Annotated in this window: 12 protein-coding genes; 3 read left to right on the forward strand and 9 right to left on the reverse strand. The window is 46.6% G+C overall.

Annotated elements, in window-relative coordinates; genetic code table 11:
* Nucleotides 1–136: 136 nt before the first annotated feature.
* Complete coding sequence (locus LU351_RS06740; RefSeq protein WP_232593297.1) at nt 137–3,304, reverse strand: efflux RND transporter permease subunit; 3,168 nt, start codon at nt 3,302–3,304, stop codon at nt 137–139.
* Between the two features lie 6 nt (nt 3,305–3,310).
* Nucleotides 3,311–4,588: an efflux RND transporter periplasmic adaptor subunit gene (locus tag LU351_RS06745; protein ID WP_232593298.1), complete on the reverse strand. Its 1,278-nt coding sequence runs from the start codon at nt 4,586–4,588 to the stop codon at nt 3,311–3,313.
* Between the two features lie 468 nt (nt 4,589–5,056).
* Between LU351_RS06745 and LU351_RS06750 the strand changes: the two genes are divergently transcribed.
* Entirely contained in the window at nt 5,057–5,218 is a 162-nt protein-coding gene (locus tag LU351_RS06750; protein ID WP_232593299.1) for a hypothetical protein, read from the forward strand.
* Between the two features lie 13 nt (nt 5,219–5,231).
* Here LU351_RS06750 and LU351_RS06755 read toward each other — a convergent pair whose 3' ends face one another.
* From LU351_RS06755 to LU351_RS06765, 3 genes are all read right to left on the reverse strand, one after another.
* Complete coding sequence (locus LU351_RS06755; protein WP_232593300.1) at nt 5,232–6,419, reverse strand: glycine C-acetyltransferase; 1,188 nt, start codon at nt 6,417–6,419, stop codon at nt 5,232–5,234.
* A 70-nt stretch (nt 6,420–6,489) separates the two neighbouring features.
* On the reverse strand, nt 6,490–7,518 hold the full coding sequence (tdh, locus tag LU351_RS06760) for an L-threonine 3-dehydrogenase (protein WP_232593301.1): 1,029 nt from the start codon (nt 7,516–7,518) through the stop codon (nt 6,490–6,492).
* A 54-nt stretch (nt 7,519–7,572) separates the two neighbouring features.
* Entirely contained in the window at nt 7,573–7,854 is a 282-nt protein-coding gene (locus tag LU351_RS06765; protein WP_232593302.1) for a hypothetical protein, read from the reverse strand.
* Between the two features lie 347 nt (nt 7,855–8,201).
* On the opposite strand from LU351_RS06765, the gene LU351_RS06770 reads away from it, so the two are divergent.
* Nucleotides 8,202–8,789 (forward strand): helix-turn-helix domain-containing protein, encoded by a 588-nt coding sequence (locus LU351_RS06770; RefSeq protein ID WP_232593303.1) that lies wholly within the window; start codon nt 8,202–8,204, stop codon nt 8,787–8,789.
* Nucleotides 8,790–8,850: 61 nt separating this feature from the next.
* On the opposite strand, the gene LU351_RS06775 is transcribed toward LU351_RS06770, so the two are convergent.
* The 4 genes from LU351_RS06775 to moaA all read right to left on the reverse strand — a co-directional run bounded on the left by LU351_RS06775 (nt 8,851) and on the right by moaA (nt 14,193).
* Nucleotides 8,851–10,260, reverse strand: a complete 1,410-nt coding sequence (locus LU351_RS06775; RefSeq protein ID WP_232593304.1) for an MBOAT family O-acyltransferase — start codon at nt 10,258–10,260, stop codon at nt 8,851–8,853.
* Nucleotides 10,257–11,366: a hypothetical protein gene (locus LU351_RS06780; protein ID WP_232593305.1), complete on the reverse strand. Its 1,110-nt coding sequence runs from the start codon at nt 11,364–11,366 to the stop codon at nt 10,257–10,259. Before LU351_RS06780 ends, LU351_RS06775 begins: the two co-directional genes overlap by 4 nt.
* A 440-nt stretch (nt 11,367–11,806) precedes the next feature.
* Nucleotides 11,807–12,901: a GGDEF domain-containing protein gene (locus tag LU351_RS06785; protein ID WP_232593306.1), complete on the reverse strand. Its 1,095-nt coding sequence runs from the start codon at nt 12,899–12,901 to the stop codon at nt 11,807–11,809.
* 242 nt (nt 12,902–13,143) lie between these two features.
* A complete protein-coding gene (gene moaA, locus LU351_RS06790) occupies nt 13,144–14,193 on the reverse strand; it encodes a GTP 3',8-cyclase MoaA (RefSeq protein WP_232593307.1) in 1,050 nt (349 codons plus the stop codon).
* A gap of 356 nt (nt 14,194–14,549) precedes the next feature.
* Here moaA and LU351_RS06795 point away from each other — a divergent pair, with 356 nt between their 5' ends.
* Entirely contained in the window at nt 14,550–17,252 is a 2,703-nt protein-coding gene (locus tag LU351_RS06795; protein WP_232593308.1) for a nitrate reductase, read from the forward strand.
* The last annotated feature ends 513 nt before the right edge of the window (nt 17,253–17,765 follow it).

Here is a 17,765-nt window from a genome sequence, read left to right on the forward strand (position 1 = left end):
GCGTTTTGAGGAGAATTTCCTGTATTGGGATGAAATGTAAAATAAAAAAGGCGGCATTTTTTGCCGCCTTTTCAATAAGTGCCAATTCCGGTAAAAGCTAATTTAGATAAAAGCCAGTTTAGAATAGGGATAGACGTTAATTTCTCGCCCAGTTCGCTTCTTGCTGACCAAAATCAGATTCATCCTCGATGTTATTATCGCCAGTGTCTTTCCCTCGTATTCTCAGAATATGGTATTGCATTCGCGCACCGGCTAAATACATCGCTGGTACAAACAGCAAGGTAACGCCGGTAGCGAACAAAATACCAAAGGCAATCGATGCCACCATAGGGATGAGGAATTGCGCCTGCATGCTGTTGTCTAGCATGATCGGAACTAAACCAATAAAGGTCGTAATACTGGTGAGAATGACTGGACGGAAGCGATCTCGACCGGCTTGCAATAGTGCTTGATGTACTGGCACTTTTTCGGCGCGTAGCTGGTTAATTCGGTCTATGAGAACCAGGTTATCGTTAACGACCACACCTGCTGCCGCAAGGATACCGAAGTAAGATGCAATATCGACGGCAAAGCCCATCATCCAGTGGCCAAAAATAGCGCCCATCATGCCGTAAGGGACGGCTGAAAGTACGCCCAGTGGCTTCAAGTAAGATTTAAACTCAATGGCCATCAATACGTAGATAATCAGCACCGAAAAGGCAAAGGCTTGTACCAAAGCAACCATAAACTCGGCCTGCTCTTGGGAGTCGCCACCGGCGCCTACTTTTAAGCCGGGGTATTTGCTTTCTAGTGCTTCTTTATTGCGCTCAAGAATGTCTTTCATGACGTATTGAGTGCTGGTCACATCCTCTTGGATATCTGCTGTGATTTCGATGCTACGGCGTCGGTCTGTACGTTCAATTTGGGTAAATCCAGGCACAAATTCTGCCACCGCCACATGGTCAAACGGGATTTCGGTATTGACTTGAGAGCGTAACTGAATTTGATCAATAAAATCGGGTGTGCTGCGCTCACTTTCGGGATAGCGCACCATTACGCGAACATCTTCGTTTTGGCGAGGTACACGTTGTGCCTCAGTACCGAAGTAGCCTTGTCGGACTTGGCGGGCCACGTCACGTAAGGTGATATCCATGTTCTCAGCCTGGGGCTTCAAACGAATATCGATGTCATCTCGTGCCGTTTGTAAAGAGTCACGCACGTTATCCACACCAGGGTAGGCCCTAAGTAATTCTTGCAGTTCAGCTGAGGCAGCGGCAAGCACATCAGTGTCGTAGGCAAAAACATCAATGGCCAGGTCGCTGTCATCGCCATTGGCGGTATAACCGAGCATGAACTTTTCCGCTTCAGGCAGCTCGCCGATATACTCTCGCCAGCGCTCGGCGATAAAACCAGAATCTAGGTTCAACTCGCTGTTATGGCTGAGTTCTAGAACAACCCAGGCTTTACTGCCGGACACCCATGTTAGGTTATGAAGCACAAAGTTATCGCCATACCCGCGCTCTAACAGTTCTGGGTCTTGCTGCATTTCTGGTACGGAGGCCTCAATACGACGAATGGTTTCCAGAAACTTTTGTTGTGGGTAGCCATCAGGATAGGTGATTTCTGCTTGAATCCAGTCCATTTGTGGGTTGGATTGGAAGGTCGTTTTGACATAGCCAATTTTGATCAACGAAATGGAAATAGCAAAGGCCATGATGAACAACAACAGCGTAACGGGATAGTGGCGTTGGGATTTATCCAGCACAGGGAAATAGATTTTTTTAGCAAATACATCCAGTGCGCCGCTGAATTTCTCCCGTACACGCTCGAATAACAGCCGCAAAGTATTCTTCGCAGGCTTAACAGGCTTCATGCCGGCGAGGTGGGATGGCAGAATCCAGAAAGACTCGATAAGCGAAAAGGCTAATGAACAAATAATGACTGCCGGAATACTCCATAAAAATTTGGAGGCGTCCCCAGGTAGGAAAAGCATAGGGATAAACACAACCATGGTGGAGATAACAGCGAATAAGACCGGTTTATAAACGCCGTTTACCCCTTTGAGAGCACCGGTTTTGCCCAAAACGCCATTTTGCTGTTGGGTGTAGATGCTTTCGCCCACAATGATTGCATCGTCCACTACGATGCCCAGAATTAATAAGAAGGCGAACATGGAGAGCATGTTAATACTAACGCCAACGTAAGGCAGTACCCAGAGTGCACCCATATAGGCGGTGCCGATGCCGACGGCTACCCAAACAGCGAGTTTGGGGCGCAAAAAGAGCATCAGGATTAAGAACACTAAAATCAGCCCGCCAATGGCGTTGTTGGCCAAAAGCGTCATCCGGCCCTCAAACATAAACGTCAGGTCAGACCAGACACTGACTTCAATACCTTCCGGTGCGCGCTTTTTCAGCTTTTCGACGTATTCATTGACCGCTTCAGAAGTTTTAATGATGTCAGGGTCTTCCGCCCCGAACACATCCACAAAGACGGCCTGCTTACCATTGAAGCTGACATAGCGGTTGATGTCTTCATAACCGTCCGTCACCGTTGCGATGTCGCCGATGAGTATACGGGTTCCATCGTTATTGGTGATCAGCGGAATCTGCTCAAAATCCTGAGCGGTATAGGCTTGTCCTTGTGTTTGAAGCTGAAAGTCGCCGGCCTCGGAGCGGATCACTCCGGCAGGAATGTTGATGGAGGATTGACGGATCGCATCCACCACATCGTCAAAGGAAAGGTTATGCCGTCTTAACTCAAACTCAGAAATTTCCACACCGATCTCGTCTCGGCGAGTGGCTCTGAGTTCAACGACGTCCACATTGTGCAGTTCTGAAAGTTCGTTACGCACTTGAGTACCAAACGCTTTCAGTTCCGCTTCACCAATATTACCCGCGAGAGCGACTCGTAAAATACGAGTGCGATTTTTGCCTTGGAAGATGACTGGTTGTTCGGTATCCCCAGGGAAAGTGGCAATGGCATCCACTTGGGTTTTGATGTCGTTGTAAATCTGTTGCAGGTCATAACCCGATTCGACTTCGACTACCACCCGGCCATTGCCGAGACGGGCATAAGAGCGTAAACGCTTGATGCCTTCAATGTTGTAAATAGCCTCTTCAATTTTGATGCAGATTTGCTCTTCGACTTCACGAGGCCCTGCGCCAGGGTAGGGGACTGAAATTTCGATGACATTAGGCACCACATTAGGGAAGAGTTCTTTATTTAAGGATGAAATTCCCATTAGCCCGCCGAACATGATGATGACCATCAATAAGTTGGCAGCAACAGGGTTATCAATAAACCAACCGAGTGTTCCTTTCATCGAGCGTTACCCTTCCTTTTGATTATTATCGGTGATGGGCGTTTGACTAGATTCTACAGTGGCGATATTCGCCTCATCTACCGGAGTGACAGGGAGGCCTGCGATCACTTGAGGTAACTTGGAGACCATAATACGTTGGCCTTTTTCCAGCCCAGTCACGATAACTTGGTCGTCTCGGTATTCTTCGACGTTGATTTTGGCAATCGCCAATTGGTCATTGTCATCCACCAATAAAACCTGGTCATTCTTATACAGTGCAGTGCGAGGTAGACGATAGGCATTTTGAATGTGCTTGCCTTCGATTTCCGCAGAGACATACATACCAACTGCCAAAGGTGGTGTGCCTTCTTCAGCGGGCGCATAAGGATTGTCGATTTGAACTACCGCGTAGATTACACGGCTGCGTGTATCCAGAGAGGCTTCGGTGCGGACAATACGCCCTTGCCAGTCATAAAATTCATCACCATAGGCGGCTTTTAAGGTGACACTAGGAAAGTCGGTTTCCGTTTGTTCTTGCGATTGAGGTGTTAATGGTAAATTCACCTTTGCCGCTTGCTGTTGCGTGAGGGGTAAGCGTACAAATACCGCATCGGTACCATACACTTCTGCTAAAACAGTCCCTGCAGTGACAAACTGGCCCACGTCAACACGTTTACTCAATACACGACCGTTAAATGGCACACTCAGTTGTGTGCGATCCACGTTTAATTTTGCTTGTTGAACATTCGCTTCAGCGGCGACGACAGAGGCTTTGGCTCTGGCAAGTTGGGGTTTGCGTAAGAAGAGGGCGTTTGCTTCCTTATTACCGACATCTCGCCATTGTTTTTTGGCTTGGCTGGCTTCGCCTTTTTCCATGGCGTGTTGTTCTTTCGCTTGGGCTAAGCTTAACTCAGCTTGTTGTAAGGCCACATGATAGTCACGAGCGTCGATAGAGATCAGGGTTTCATCACTATTGAAAAATTCGCCCACTTCAAAATGGTCTGAAATGGAAGTGACTCTGCCTGCGACTTCAGCAATCACGCTGATTTGTCGAACGGGAATGACAGCACCCTGACTCATGATGGTCAGTTGTTCTTCATTGGGGGTGGCGCTGATGGTAGTGACTTTGGGCGGCGGTGGTTCAACAACGGGTTCCGGCTCAGGGTGTTCTTTGAGCGCTGACATCGCAAAAATAATACCAATACCGCCAATGAAAGCGGCAGCTAATCCTAAGTAGGTTTTGCGATTGGTTCGAGGGGCCTCAGTATTGGCTGGAGCCATATTCTGCGGTCGGTTGTCGGTCATTGTAACTCCCTTTAGTAATTCACCCGTCGGTTGTGCCAACAGAGCATCACTATTTCATTTAAATTGTTGAATTTAATGCGTTAGTTCGGGCTGTTTTCTCTGTTCGAAGGTGGTTCGAACCTCGTTCGTCGAATTAAGAGATATTTCTGGGCATGGCACCTGAATGTCAACGACGTTGGCGTGCGGCCTTCATTTGCTTCGTGTAATGTCAGGCGTAAGGATGACCGTTTTCAAGCACAGAGGTTCCAGAAATAACCTTTGCAATGCAATACGCATGGCGAGACTGACGTGCCTATTTGGTCTTCAAAAGATGTCACAATTGTAATTAAGATTCATGAACTCAACCACAATAGATTCTAGCAAATACTTCGTTTTCCTTATGAAAACCTTCGGATGAGTGAAATTCGATCATTTTGAGTATTTTATTTAAGTATTTATAGGATTTTAATCGCTGAATATGATTGTTCGATGAAAAGTGACAAAGGTGATTTATTAACTAAAGAGGTGGGGTGGCGTACTGTTTTGGCGGGCGCTTTTTTCAATTGGGTATGCGATCGTTTATACAATAGTTTATACAATGAAAATCAATGGGCGTCATTGGGGTATAAATCAATGGGCGCCCTTTTCTAATTTATCAGTAGATTTATAGGCCCAGCTTTTGTTTTACTTTGCCAAAGCTTTCTAAAGCGAATTCCAATTCTTCCTGGGACAATGCAGCAGACACTTGAGTGCGAATTCTTGCTTTGCCTTTCGGAACAACGGGGTATGAAAAAGCGACGACGTATATACCCTCATCGAGCATTAGTTCTGCAAATTTGGCAGCCACTTGAGCGTCATACAGCATGACCGGCACAATAGGGTGTGTGCCTTCCAATATATCGAAGCCAAGTGTTTTTAATCCTTCACGAAAGAACTCGGTATTGTGAGTCAGTTTTTCTCTCAATGTATTGTCATTGACGAGCTCTAACGCTTTGAGTGCCCCTGCGACAACCGGCGGCGCGACGGTATTAGAGAATAAATAGGGGCGGGAACGTTGACGAAGTAAATCAACAATTTCTTTACGGGCAGCGGTATAACCGCCGCTGGCACCGCCTAGCGCCTTACCCAATGTACCAGTGATGATGTCTACGCGATCCATACAATTTCGAAACTCATGAGTACCTCGGCCGGAGGCACCGACAAAGCCGGTGGCGTGGCAGTCATCAAAATGAACAATGGCGTTGTACTTCTCTGCGAGATCACACACTTCATCTAATCGAGCGATGTAACCATCCATTGAGAAGACACCGTCAGTGGTGATGAGCTTAAAGCGTGCACCGGCTTCATCAGCAGCCACGAGCTGGGCTTCCAAATCTTGCATGTCGCTATTGCGATAGCGGAAGCGCTTGGCTTTACAGAGGCGTACACCATCGATAATGCTGGCATGGTTGAGTTCGTCAGAAATAATCGCGTCTTCTGGACCTAACAATACTTCAAATAAACCGCCATTCGCATCAAAGCAGGAGGGATAAAGAATGGTATCTTCGGTGCCTAAAAATTCGCTGAGTTTGTCTTCCAGTGTTTTGTGCAGAGACTGGGTGCCACAAATAAAGCGTACAGACGCCATTCCATAGCCCCACTCTGCTAGCCCTTGCGCGGCCGCTTTTTGCACTGCTGGGTGCTGTGCTAGCCCTAGGTAGTTGTTGGCGCACAGATTCAAGACTCGCTGCTCGCCATTCACCCCAACGTTAGACCCTTGGGGGGTTGTGATCTGTCTCTCGCTTTTGTAAAGCCCGGCTTCTTTAATACCGTGGAGTTCTTGCTGTAAATGCTCTTGGAATCGACCGTACATGCTCACCCTACTCAGTAGTTAATTTTAGTCGTTAATATTTTGATGGCTCATGCTGAGGAATAACTTGCGTTTATTCCTCCCAGTTCAAGATCACTTTGCTGGCAATGCCATCGCTCATGGCTTGGAAACCGGTTTCGAATTCACGAAAGTTTAAGCGGTGTGTAATGACAGGAGAAATGTCTAAGCCAGATTCGATCATCACGGACATTTTGTACCAAGTTTCGTACATTTCCCGACCATAAATTCCTTTCAGCGTGAGCATATTGAAAATGACGGTATTCCAATTGATTGTGGTATCGTTGGTGGGAATGCCCAAAATGGACACTTTACCGCCATGACACATACTGCTCAGTAAATCGTTAAAGGCGTGGGCATTGCCAGACATTTCGAGGCCGATGTCAAAGCCTTCTTGCATTCCGAGGCTTTTTTGAACGTCGGCTAATGATTCATTGCGAACATCGACGGTGCGGGTAGCACCCAACTGCTTTGCGAGTGCTAAACGCTCTGGGTTGATATCGGTAATCACGACATTGCGAGCACCGGCATGTCGGCACACTGCTGCGGCCATGGCGCCAATAGGGCCGGCGCCGGTAATGAGAACATCTTCGCCGAGTAGGTCCCATTGTAGGGCGGTGTGCACAGCGTTACCTAGTGGGTCAAACAACGCAGCAATATCCAGGTCAATACCAGGACGATGCTCCCAGACATTCGACATTGGCAAAGCAACGTATTCTGCAAAAGCACCAGGGCGGTTTACACCAATACCGCTGGTATGGGCACAAAGGTGTCGACGGCCCGCCATACAGTTTCGGCAACGTCCGCACACCACATGGCCTTCACCAGAGACGATCTGACCAGGCTTAAAATCAATGACGTTCGAACCCACTTCGACAATCTCGCCCACAAATTCATGGCCGACCACCATGGGTGTTGGAATGGTTTGTGATGCCCACTCATCCCAGTGGTAGATATGCATGTCTGTACCACAAATGGCGGTTCGCTTTACCTTAATCAGTACGTCATTGATACCAATGGTGGGTTCTGGAACCTCTTCTAGCCAGATTCCAGGTTTCGCTTCTTTTTTTACTAGCGCTTTCATGGGCGGAAATTCTCTTTCGATTAAAGGTCTGTGGCGGCCACTGATGGGTTGACACTACTGATTAGCAAACGCCACTGCTTCTTCGGCTGAGGTAAACAGTTGCTGTGAAATTTCTTGTTGGCGATTGAGGCTAAAGGATTTGACGCAGTAGAAACGCTGACCGTAGTGGATTTCACTGGCGGTGGTGACATAGACATACAAACGATCTACATCGGTGTTTTGGACGGTAGCTTTGGTTCGCCAGTTGTTCACGTTCAACTTATCGACACAGTTAGTTGATCGAATACCCAGAATGGGGTCTTGTGGTGCTACAAAATAATCAATGATTTTATGCATGGCTGTGTTATCGCTGTTTTCTTGGGTGAATGCGTTGTTGAGGGGTAAGCGGTGCTTCTAGCACATTCGTTCAAATGAAAAGCGAGAAAACCAATAGCAGGGGTAAATCATTGTCTTAAGTACCTGGAATGTAGAGCTTGTGTGTCACATGAGCGCATCTAAGATGTTTATGCATCGAAGGTGTCTATTTAACAGCCGTATCCAATAAATTTTTCTATATAAGAAATAATTCCGCTATAGTAGATTTGTGAATTCCTTAATGCAAGATTTTATTCCAATATGATGGAAAATTATTGCTGTATGTTAAACGGTTAATCTAACCAGTGAGGAACAAATTGGGTGTGCCAATGAAACAGAATGAAATGGATAAAGCGGGTGATGCAGCAAGCGAAGTGCTTTGTGTGCGTGTGGCCCAGCTAAGAAAGCAACATAAAATGACATTAGATCAGTTGGCGGCCACCTCAGGGGTAAGCCGCTCTATGTTAAGCCAGATTGAAAGGGGGCAAGCTAACCCGACGCTTGCTGTTACGTTTCGTATTGCGCAGGCCTTTGGTATTTCTATTGGTGAGCTGGTAGATGTGCCGGGCAATAACCCCAGTATCGAGGTGGTGCATGGCGATGATCCAAAAAATTTGTTTCGCTCTGACGATGACTGCCATATTCGAACGTTGTCGCCGATGCACATGGAGAAGAATGTTGAGTTTTATGAGCTGCGTTTAGGGCCCAATGCCAGTTTGGCCAGCGCCCCGCATTTTGAGGGAACACGAGAATTATTGACGATTACTCAAGGTAATGCCCAAGTCACTTCTGGAGAGGATGTCTGCAAACTCACTACCGGAGACTCGGCCCATTATCGAGCGGATATGGATCATATTATCTCTAATACGGGGAAAAAACCTCTGGTGGCCTATCTCGTGGTGACGTACAAGGCTTAATACATTAATGCATTAAGCCTTGAGAAACGGTGTCTTTGAAAATGATTAAATCTGAAACCTATTAGAATTGAAAATAGACAAAAGGAGAAGCATCTTCCGGTGCGAAAATGACAATCATCAATGTGGTGATTGATAACGCATAGGCAGTATGGAAGCGGGTAATGCCGACATCAGGATAAGACATGAGAGGCTTCGCCTTAATGATGTATAAGCTATGCCAAATAAATAATAATGCAAAAATGGCTAAGCTCGGAGTGTGATACCACTGGATGCCTTGTTGAAAAGTGAACATGCCTTGTAAGAACTGGCTCGAAATTTCAAAGGTTTCCGCCCGAAAAGGAATCCATAACAGGCAGACAAACAAAAATGTGAGGCTCCAACCAAACAACGCATTTGCTGTGGGTAAATTGGATTTAAAGGTGCGGGCGATAGATGTGGTTTCCCAGAGTTTATGAATGGCTAAAGCCATTCCGTGTAAAAAGCCCCAGAGCACAAAATTCCAACTGGCCCCATGCCAAAGTCCTCCGAGAACCATGGTCGCGATAAGATTAAAGTAAGTGCGATGTAGTCCTTTACGGTTACCACCGAGGGAAATGTACAGGTAATCACGCAGCCAGAAAGAAAGGGATTTATGCCAGCGTCGCCAAAATTCCGTAATTGATCGTGAAATGTAAGGCATACGGAAGTTTTCGGGGAGTTCAAAGCCGAAGATCCGAGCAATACCAATGGCCATTAGGGAGTAGCCCGCAAAGTCTCCGAAGATTTGACCTGCAAAGGCGAGCATGGCCAACCATAACGTGCCGGCAGAATACAGGGTGGGTTCGGCAAATATGGGGTCGGCAAATTGACGTAAAGTGTCGGCGAAGATGACTTTTTGAATGGCGCCGCCTAAAAATAACTGTGCCCCGACAATGACGTTTTCCTTGCGGATACGGATGTCTTTATCCAATTGAGGCAAAAAGTCCACTGCTCGCACAATAGGCCCTGCAACCAGTTGAGGAAAAAACGAAACGTATAACAAGAACTTGGTCAGAGAGTGGCAATGGGAAATATTACCTCTGTACAGATCTATGGAATAACTGACGGCCTGGAAAATATAGAATGAGATACCAACGGGTAACGTGATTTCCCAAAAGACACTTTTCTCAATACCCAACACACCATAAAAGCTGCCGACAAAAAAGTTAAAGTATTTGAAAAAGGCTAAGGTGCCTAAGCTGATCACCAAGCTCAGTTGTAAATACCGTTTCTTTTTTAGCGGGTCGTTGGTTTCGACCATTTTATTGCCCAGCCACCAAGCCGTGAAGCTGGCAAAAAACAGCAGCAGCATGAAACGATAATCCCACCAGCCGTAAAAGAAATAACTGGCGATGAGAAGAAGATAGGTTCTGGTGGTATTACCGCGAGCGATAATAAAAGACGCAAGCAGAACGGATAGGAAAATCAAAAAAGCAATAGAGGTAAAGATCACTTCTGTGCCACTCCTTGGATAAGAAGATGTTCTTGAATAATGGGAACTAATGCATCCGCAACGACTTTGTGGCCAATGGGATTTAGGTGCCCGTCACCTGGAATTAAATTATGAAATCCCAATGGTAACTCTTTCGTTGTTTGATAGTGCTGAACAAGAGTGGGGGTTAGGTCGTATACCGGGACTTGAGCGATTTGGGCGGCACCCTTAAAGGCATCACCCTCGTTTAAGTCGGTTGTGAGAGAGACCTTTCCATTTTCTAAAAACTGAATGTTGTCATAAAAGACGACAACTAGCTGGCCATCACTTTCTCGTTTAATTTTTTCCAAAATTAAGGCTAAACGGTCGATCCCATCAGAGACAATCAAGCTGGCAATATCAAGAGTAGGCGCTGATTGTGTGAGGGCAGTGTTTTCTGATGAAAATGCGTATTTCAGCTTTCTAACACTTTCACGATAATCGCTTATAGCATCGTTAGCGATGGGTTTAAGTTTTCTCATTAAATGGGTGAACAGAGCCGAGTGTTGCATAAAGGGTTCTAGTTTTTTCTTGATTTGGTCGGCGCTGGAGACTTTCGGCAAGATGTCTATGAGAGTCCCGTTTTCGTCTCTTATTAATTGCGTCGCACCAGAAACCAAACCGATCATCTCACCTGGGTGTAAAAATAAGATAGACAGCTGCGGCTTGGACGATTGTTTTATGCGTTGTAAAACCAGCGGGTAATGGGACGGATTATATGAAGAATGCCCGCCATTAATGATCTCAATTTCATTTAAAGTCTGCTCAATGTGGGCCGCAAACGAGTCGGTATAATGCACTTGTTTTGATTCCACAATGGAATCGCCTAATACCACAACATGCTGTTTGCTGGGGGAGACGGCCTGATCAATTAAGCCCAACTCATTGGTTTTATTGTAAGCCCATCCTTCTTTCCCAAGCATGATCCAGCTGTTGGGAAGATAACGATAGCCCAGTTCAGGGTCAAAAGTTTGAATAGAAGGAGAAGTGACGGCCACACGAACAATGAGTTCGGCCGACAGCAACGCCAGAATAATGGCCAATGCCACAGCGATGAATGATGAAGAGAAAGGTTTAGATGAATTCATTCCTTATGATCCTACCCGTGTTCCGTGGCGTGCGTGAAAGAAACGGCTCATGGCAATGGTGCTTTGAGTGATTAAACAATCCTGCATAGAGATACTTACAACTGAATGGGTTTTTGGCAAGCGTGTTAATAAACCTCAATTGTATCGTTGGCAAACTAACGAATCTTATAACCAAATACGTTGAGATAGTTCATGTTACTAAATTTATAGGCTTATGAAATCCTTTTAGAGCGCTATTTTCCAGCCTACCTTTACCCAATATTGGTGTTTCTTGAGTCGTCACTGCCTACGCGCCGGTATCATAATTACATTGTCATGGTCGGATCAATGTTTTTTTAGATTAAAAAGTGATCACACTTATTGGGTGAGAGCACTGTTATTGAGTTATTCCAGTGGGGTTATGTCATTGGGGTTATGTCATTGGAGGTATGTCGTTAGGTTTACTTTTCGACTGCTACGCAGTTTCGTCCATTTTGTTTTGCGGCATACATGGCTTTGTCTGCTCGTTCCACTAAGGCTTTACCGTTCTCCGATAGCTCCTCGGGGGTGAGAACCTGTTTGGTTTTGCGGGCTTTCCATGTACTCACTCCGGCTGAGACCGTAAGAGGAATAGTTTGCTCACCCATAGTGAGTGACTCTTGTGCTACCGCATGTCGAATCCGTTCGGCAATCAGTATTGCCTGTTTGGACTCGGTTCCCGGCATGAGAACGATGAATTCCTCGCCACCATAGCGACATAAGATATCCGTTTTGCGCAGTTGCTGGCCGATGCGTTTTGCTAGGAATTGGAGGCAGAGGTCGCCGGCCATATGTCCGAAGGTATCATTAATATGCTTAAAGTGATCTGCATCAATAAATAAGCAGGAGAGGTGGCCATGATTGCGATTGGCGCGGTCGAGTTCCTGTTCCATGGCTCGATCAAAGTAGCGCCGATTGCCAACACCTGTCAGTGTGTCTAATTGTCCTTGCAGTTCCAGTCGCTCCCAAGAAATGCTGTTTTGCAAGCACATCACAATCAATGAGCTGAGGTGTGAGAGAAAATCGGCGGATTTGTCAGGGGTGAACCGAGTTGCTTCAGAGCTGGCAAGGTGAAGGCTGCCAACCAAGCGATGCTGCCTTATTAGGGGTAATAGAGCGGCGCTACCGACATTCGGGGCCCCCGGAAACAGCCGTGTTGAGGTCAGCACATCAACCTCTTGTAATGTCACACGGGGCTCGCCTGTGTAGATTTTTTCGTAAAACTCTGGACTGGAGCGAAGCTGTAATCGGCTCTGGTAGTGATCTATACCCAATGAGGTAATGAGTCCTTCTAGTGATCCATCTTCATCCAATAAAAATACGCTGGACGAGGCGAGCCTGAAGTGTCTACAGGCGTCATCGAGCAATAGATGCAAGAGATCTTGCAGGCCAGTGGCGGACAGTAATTTGAATTCGAATTGGTGAAAGTGCTCTTGAATCCGCTGGTTTTCTTCGATGCGATCTAGGAGCTGTTGCACAATGGCGCGAAGTCGTTTGTTTTCGTTTTCTATGCTCATTTCCACGATGGCTCAACCGTAGCAAAAGGAAAGTGGTGAAGCGTTATGACACGCTTTGTCTCTATGGGAATGCCTGTTGAAGATGAATGCTCAACGGTCCTTGTGAATAGTATCGGCCAATGCCTGGTGGAATTAAGCTCTCCGGGCAGCTTACTGCATGATCTTATTTATAAATCATTTCTGGGGCAGATTATTCTTGAGTGAAATGACTTCCTGTTGAAAGCATCTTGTTTGAAAAGGCCTTAACCACCTGTTGCATTCATAAAGCGCACCACTTGCGGCTCGTCATCGGACAAGGAAAAGTGGTGTCGTTCAGGTTTGATGGACATTGCGTTAATAATAGCGCTTTTAAGGCGCTCAGGCTCACCGGGATGATTGCGTTGAATGGCTTTGAGGTCGGCGCTGTGGTCATTACCCAAGCATAATAAAAGCTTCCCTTCGGCGCTGACTCGAACCCGGTTACAGCTGCCGCAGAAGTTTTCACTGTGAGGGGAAATAAAACCGATGCGGCTGTTCGATCCAGAAATACCCCAATAACGAGAAGGGCCGCCGGTTTGAACACCAATTGGGGAAAGGTCAAAGCGCTCGCCGATGCGCTCACGAAGCGCCTCACTACTTAAAAACTCTTCTTTACGACTGTGTTCGGAGATGGACCCCAATGGCATTTCTTCAATAAAGCTGATATCCAGCCCATTTTCTAAGGCAAATTGAACGAGGTCTTGAACTTCGTCACTGTTGCGGTTTTTCAAGATAACAGCATTGAGTTTAATACGCTCGATACCGGCATTTTGGGCGGCCGTAATGCCTTTTAAAACAGTGTCTAAATCGCCGATTCGGGTTAATGCACGAAAACGGTCTGGCTGTAAGCTATCGAGGCTGACGTTAATACGTTTAACACCGGCATCGGCTAAAGATTGGGCGTAGGTGGTTAACCGAGAGCCATTGGTGGTTAGAGTTAACTCTTGCAGAGCGCTTTGGCCCAAGTGGCTACCTAATGACTCGAATAAATGGATGACATCACGTCGAATCAAAGGCTCTCCTCCTGTGATTCGAATACGCTCGACACCTAAGTCAATAAATGCCTTACCAATGCTAGCCAATTCTTCTAGGGTGCAAAGTTGAGCTCTGGGTAGAAAAGTCATCTCTTCTGCCATGCAATAGACGCAGCGGAAGTCGCAGCGATCGGTCACAGAGAGGCGAAGATAAGTGATGCGACGGCCAAACCCATCAATGAGGGAATCTGTGGGAGTGGCGAGAGTTGGTAAGGTTTCGGTCATGGTTTTATTGGTCATGAATATATCGTGGGCCGTTTCTGCTTGCTTTTCAAGCACCATTTACGCCATAGGGTATTCAGGTATACGCCAAATGACATTATGAAGCAAAAGCCATGTTCATTAATGATGCCTTTTTAATTCTTTTCTATTTTTTGCTTTATTTTGGTTCAATTTTAAGAATTCATTTTTGTTATTTTTTAGAGCATATTTTTGATTTTTGCTTCAATAAGAGACTTTTTAGGTGGTGTTTACGATCTTAGGTATTGATAGTGATGTGTGCTAAGTCGTTTTTTTGCACAGATGCGGCGCAATTCTTCGAAGCTGGTTTGCTTATTGCTTGAGTTGGTTATGGACATAGTATGTGGAGACCCTCTGTGACGACTAAGCGCGAAAACTGGATTAAAACCACTTGTGCCTATTGTGGGGTAGGTTGTGGAGTTGAGGCTCAGGTCCAGAGTTACGATGAGCTGGGGAATGCGCGTGTCAAAGTCCGTGGTGATAAAACCCACCCGGCCAATTACGGTCGTTTATGTTCTAAAGGGTTGGCTTTGGGTGATACCTTGGTGGGAGAGGGGCGTTTGCTTCACCCTTCCATTCACGGTATGCGTGCCAGTTGGGATCACAGCTTAGATTATGTCGCCAAGGGTTTTCGCAAGATTATTGATCAGCATGGGCCGGACTCTGTTGCGTTTTATGTGTCTGGCCAGTTACTTACCGAAGATTACTATGTGGCCAATAAGCTTATGAAGGGCTTTATTGGTAGCGGCAATATTGATACGAATTCGCGTTTGTGCATGTCCTCCAGTGTGGCAGGTCATAAGCGCGCTTTTGGTACTGATACGGTGCCGAATGTGTACGCTGATTTTGAGCAGGCGAATTTGGTGGTGATGGTGGGTTCAAATTTAGCCTGGTGTCATCCGGTATTGTATCAGCGTTTGGTGGCGGCCAAATCTCAGCGCCCTTCTATGAAGATTGTGGTGATTGACCCAAGAAAAACCGACACCTGTTCATTGGCTGATTTGCATTTGCCCATTAAGTCTGGGACGGATGTTGCTCTGTTTAATGGCCTTTTGGCGGCCGTTGTGGCATCTGAGGCCTTCGATAAAGAGTATGTGGATCGCCATGTAGAGGGTGTTGAGAAAGCCGTTGCTGCGGCGAAAGTGGATGCGCCCTCCATTGAGGAAACGGCAGAGTTGGTGGGGGTGTCGTGTGATGACTTGGCGTGTTTCTACGATTGGGTCATCGAAACACCCAAAACCCTCACTCTTTATTCTCAGGGGGTCAATCAATCCAGTGCGGGGGTGGATAAAGTCAATGCCATTCTTAATACCCATCTTGTTACTGGGCGCATAGGTAAGCCCGGTTCAGGCCCATTTTCGGTCACCGGTCAGCCCAATGCTATGGGCGGACGTGAGGTGGGAGGCTTGGCCAATACCTTAGCATCGCACCTTGAGTTTGATGATGAAGAAGCGCGCGAACGAGTCAGTCAATTTTGGAAGGCGGAGCGATTGGCGACAGCGCCAGGCTTGCCGGCGGTGTCGTTGTTTGATGCCATTGCCGAGGGAAAAGTCAAAGCGGTTTGGGTGATGGCAACCAACCCAGCTGTGAGTTTACCCAATGCGGATGCGGTAAAGGTGGCGCTTGAATCTTGCGAGCTGGTGGTTGTATCAGACTGTGTTTCGAAAAATGACACCTTAAACTTTGCGCACGTGGCGTTGCCGGCGACGGGTTGGGGTGAGAAATCGGGAGTGGTAACCAATTCGGAGCGGCGAATGTCTCGTCAGCGGGCGCTTGTGCCGGCGGCGGGTGAGGCTAAACCTGATTGGTGGATTATCAGTGAAGTGGCTAAGCGAATGGGGTATGCCGAAGCCTTTGATTACCAAAGCGCTGCTGAAATTTTTCAAGAATACGCCGCTATGACCGGTTTGGCGGCGCAGATGGGGCGTGACTTAGACATCAGTCCGCTTAAGCTGATGGATGAAGAAGATTACAACGCCATGCCGCCTCAACAGTGGCCATTAAAAAGTCCAGATAGTCATACGCAACATAAACGTTTTTTTAGTGAAGGTGGTTTTTTTACACCGGATGCTCGGGGGCGTTGTATTGCGGTCTCCTATCAAGAACCTAAAACGGCAACATCAAATGAATTTCCTCTGATTTTGAATACGGGTCGTTTGCGTGACCAGTGGCATACCATGACTCGGACGGGGTTGCCGCCAAAACTCAATGCTCATCGGCCTGAGCCAGAGCTGCATGTTCACCCATTGGATGCCAAGGCGGAAAGCATTGTTGAAGGGAGCATTGCGGAAGTATCGAGTTCGGTAGGTCGGTTGCGAGTTCGGGTTCGCTTTACATTGGATCAGCGTCGTGGCGAAGTGTATATGCCTATTCACTGGAGTGATGCGAACTCTTCCGATGGTCGAGTGAGTCAATTGGTGACTCCTGAGGTAGACCCAATATCGGCTCAACCGGAATCGAAATTTACGCCTGTGGCGATCTCTCCGTGGCACTATAAAAGCTGTGCGTTAGTGGCCGTGAGGGACCCCATCGATGCGATGGCTTATGGTTATTGGGTGCAGCAGCGAATTGAGAACGGCTACCTTTACTACATTGCTGATGAGGTGTGCCCTGATCAGTTGCAGAAACAAATAGAGCGGTGTTTACCGCGAAACGATGCGAACCAGAAAACCTTAACGCGTTTGGATTTTGAAGACCCAAAACGAGGAGTGGTGCGGCAGGCCCGGTTTGAACATCAGCCTCAAAAGCGTTTGTTGGATGCTTGTGTGGTTGGGCCTTCGTTAGACTCTCAGCAGTATGAATGGTTTGTGCAAATACTGGCGGCTCCGGTCAGTGTGGATGTGCAAAAAACATTGCTAAGTGGTGTGGCTAGTGGCTCGTTGGCAGAGGGGCGTATTGTGTGTGCCTGTAAGCAAGTGGGTATTCAGCGAATTATTGATGGCATGGTGCAGTGTGGCTCTGTGCATGCGTTGAGTGCTTTAACGGGGGCGGGCACGGGATGTGGTTCGTGTTTGCCGGAATTACAGCAGTTGTGGGCCGAGCATCAAGATAGCGCCTGACTCTTTCTCTTGCCATTCTATTTTACGGTTTCTCTCCTTCGAAGCATGGCCTTTTTAGGTCATGTGTCTAACCTCTTTTTATTCTTTTTTATTCCTCTTTACATTCTTTTTTATTGCCCTTTTTCTACTTCCCTTCCCTAATTTTAGTATTTTCGTTGATGAGCGTTTGTTTGATTTATATGGCGGGAATTCTAAATGAGATGAAAAGCAGGTAAGGCGAGTAAATAATGCTGTTGAAGGGAAGTGTCTTTGATCTTTATTTGTGCTTAATTCTAAATTTTGTCATTTTATAGTTCAATTTTTATATTTATTTTTTGTTTTTATTTGGTGCTTTTTAATTTTTCATGTTTTTTGTGTGCTTATTTAGTGCTTTTTGGATGTGATTTTCTCAAGCACTTAATGCAAAGAAAAATCCTGTGTTCGTAATATGTTGATTTATTTTGATTTTTTTTGATTCCCTATTATTAATTCTGTCTTTGGCACTGTGATTGCAAAGTTGTGTACAACCCCGTG

It is taken from the genome of Marinibactrum halimedae, from assembly GCF_021234875.1.
Lineage (GTDB): Bacteria > Pseudomonadota > Gammaproteobacteria > Pseudomonadales > Cellvibrionaceae > Marinibactrum > Marinibactrum halimedae.

Coding starts and splice junctions, on each gene's coding strand:
- LU351_RS06745 (WP_232593298.1), bottom strand. CDS start 4,588: ATGACCGACAACCGACCGCAGAATATGGCTCCAGCCAATACTGAGGCC.
- LU351_RS06770 (WP_232593303.1), top strand. CDS start 8,202: ATGAAACAGAATGAAATGGATAAAGCGGGTGATGCAGCAAGCGAAGTG.
- LU351_RS06785 (WP_232593306.1), bottom strand. CDS start 12,901: ATGAGCATAGAAAACGAAAACAAACGACTTCGCGCCATTGTGCAACAG.
- LU351_RS06765 (WP_232593302.1), bottom strand. CDS start 7,854: ATGCATAAAATCATTGATTATTTTGTAGCACCACAAGACCCCATTCTG.
- LU351_RS06750 (WP_232593299.1), top strand. CDS start 5,057: ATGAAAAGTGACAAAGGTGATTTATTAACTAAAGAGGTGGGGTGGCGT.
- LU351_RS06755 (WP_232593300.1), bottom strand. CDS start 6,419: ATGTACGGTCGATTCCAAGAGCATTTACAGCAAGAACTCCACGGTATT.
- moaA (WP_232593307.1), bottom strand. CDS start 14,193: ATGACCAATAAAACCATGACCGAAACCTTACCAACTCTCGCCACTCCC.
- tdh (WP_232593301.1), bottom strand. CDS start 7,518: ATGAAAGCGCTAGTAAAAAAAGAAGCGAAACCTGGAATCTGGCTAGAA.
- LU351_RS06780 (WP_232593305.1), bottom strand. CDS start 11,366: ATGAATTCATCTAAACCTTTCTCTTCATCATTCATCGCTGTGGCATTG.
- LU351_RS06740 (WP_232593297.1), bottom strand. CDS start 3,304: ATGAAAGGAACACTCGGTTGGTTTATTGATAACCCTGTTGCTGCCAAC.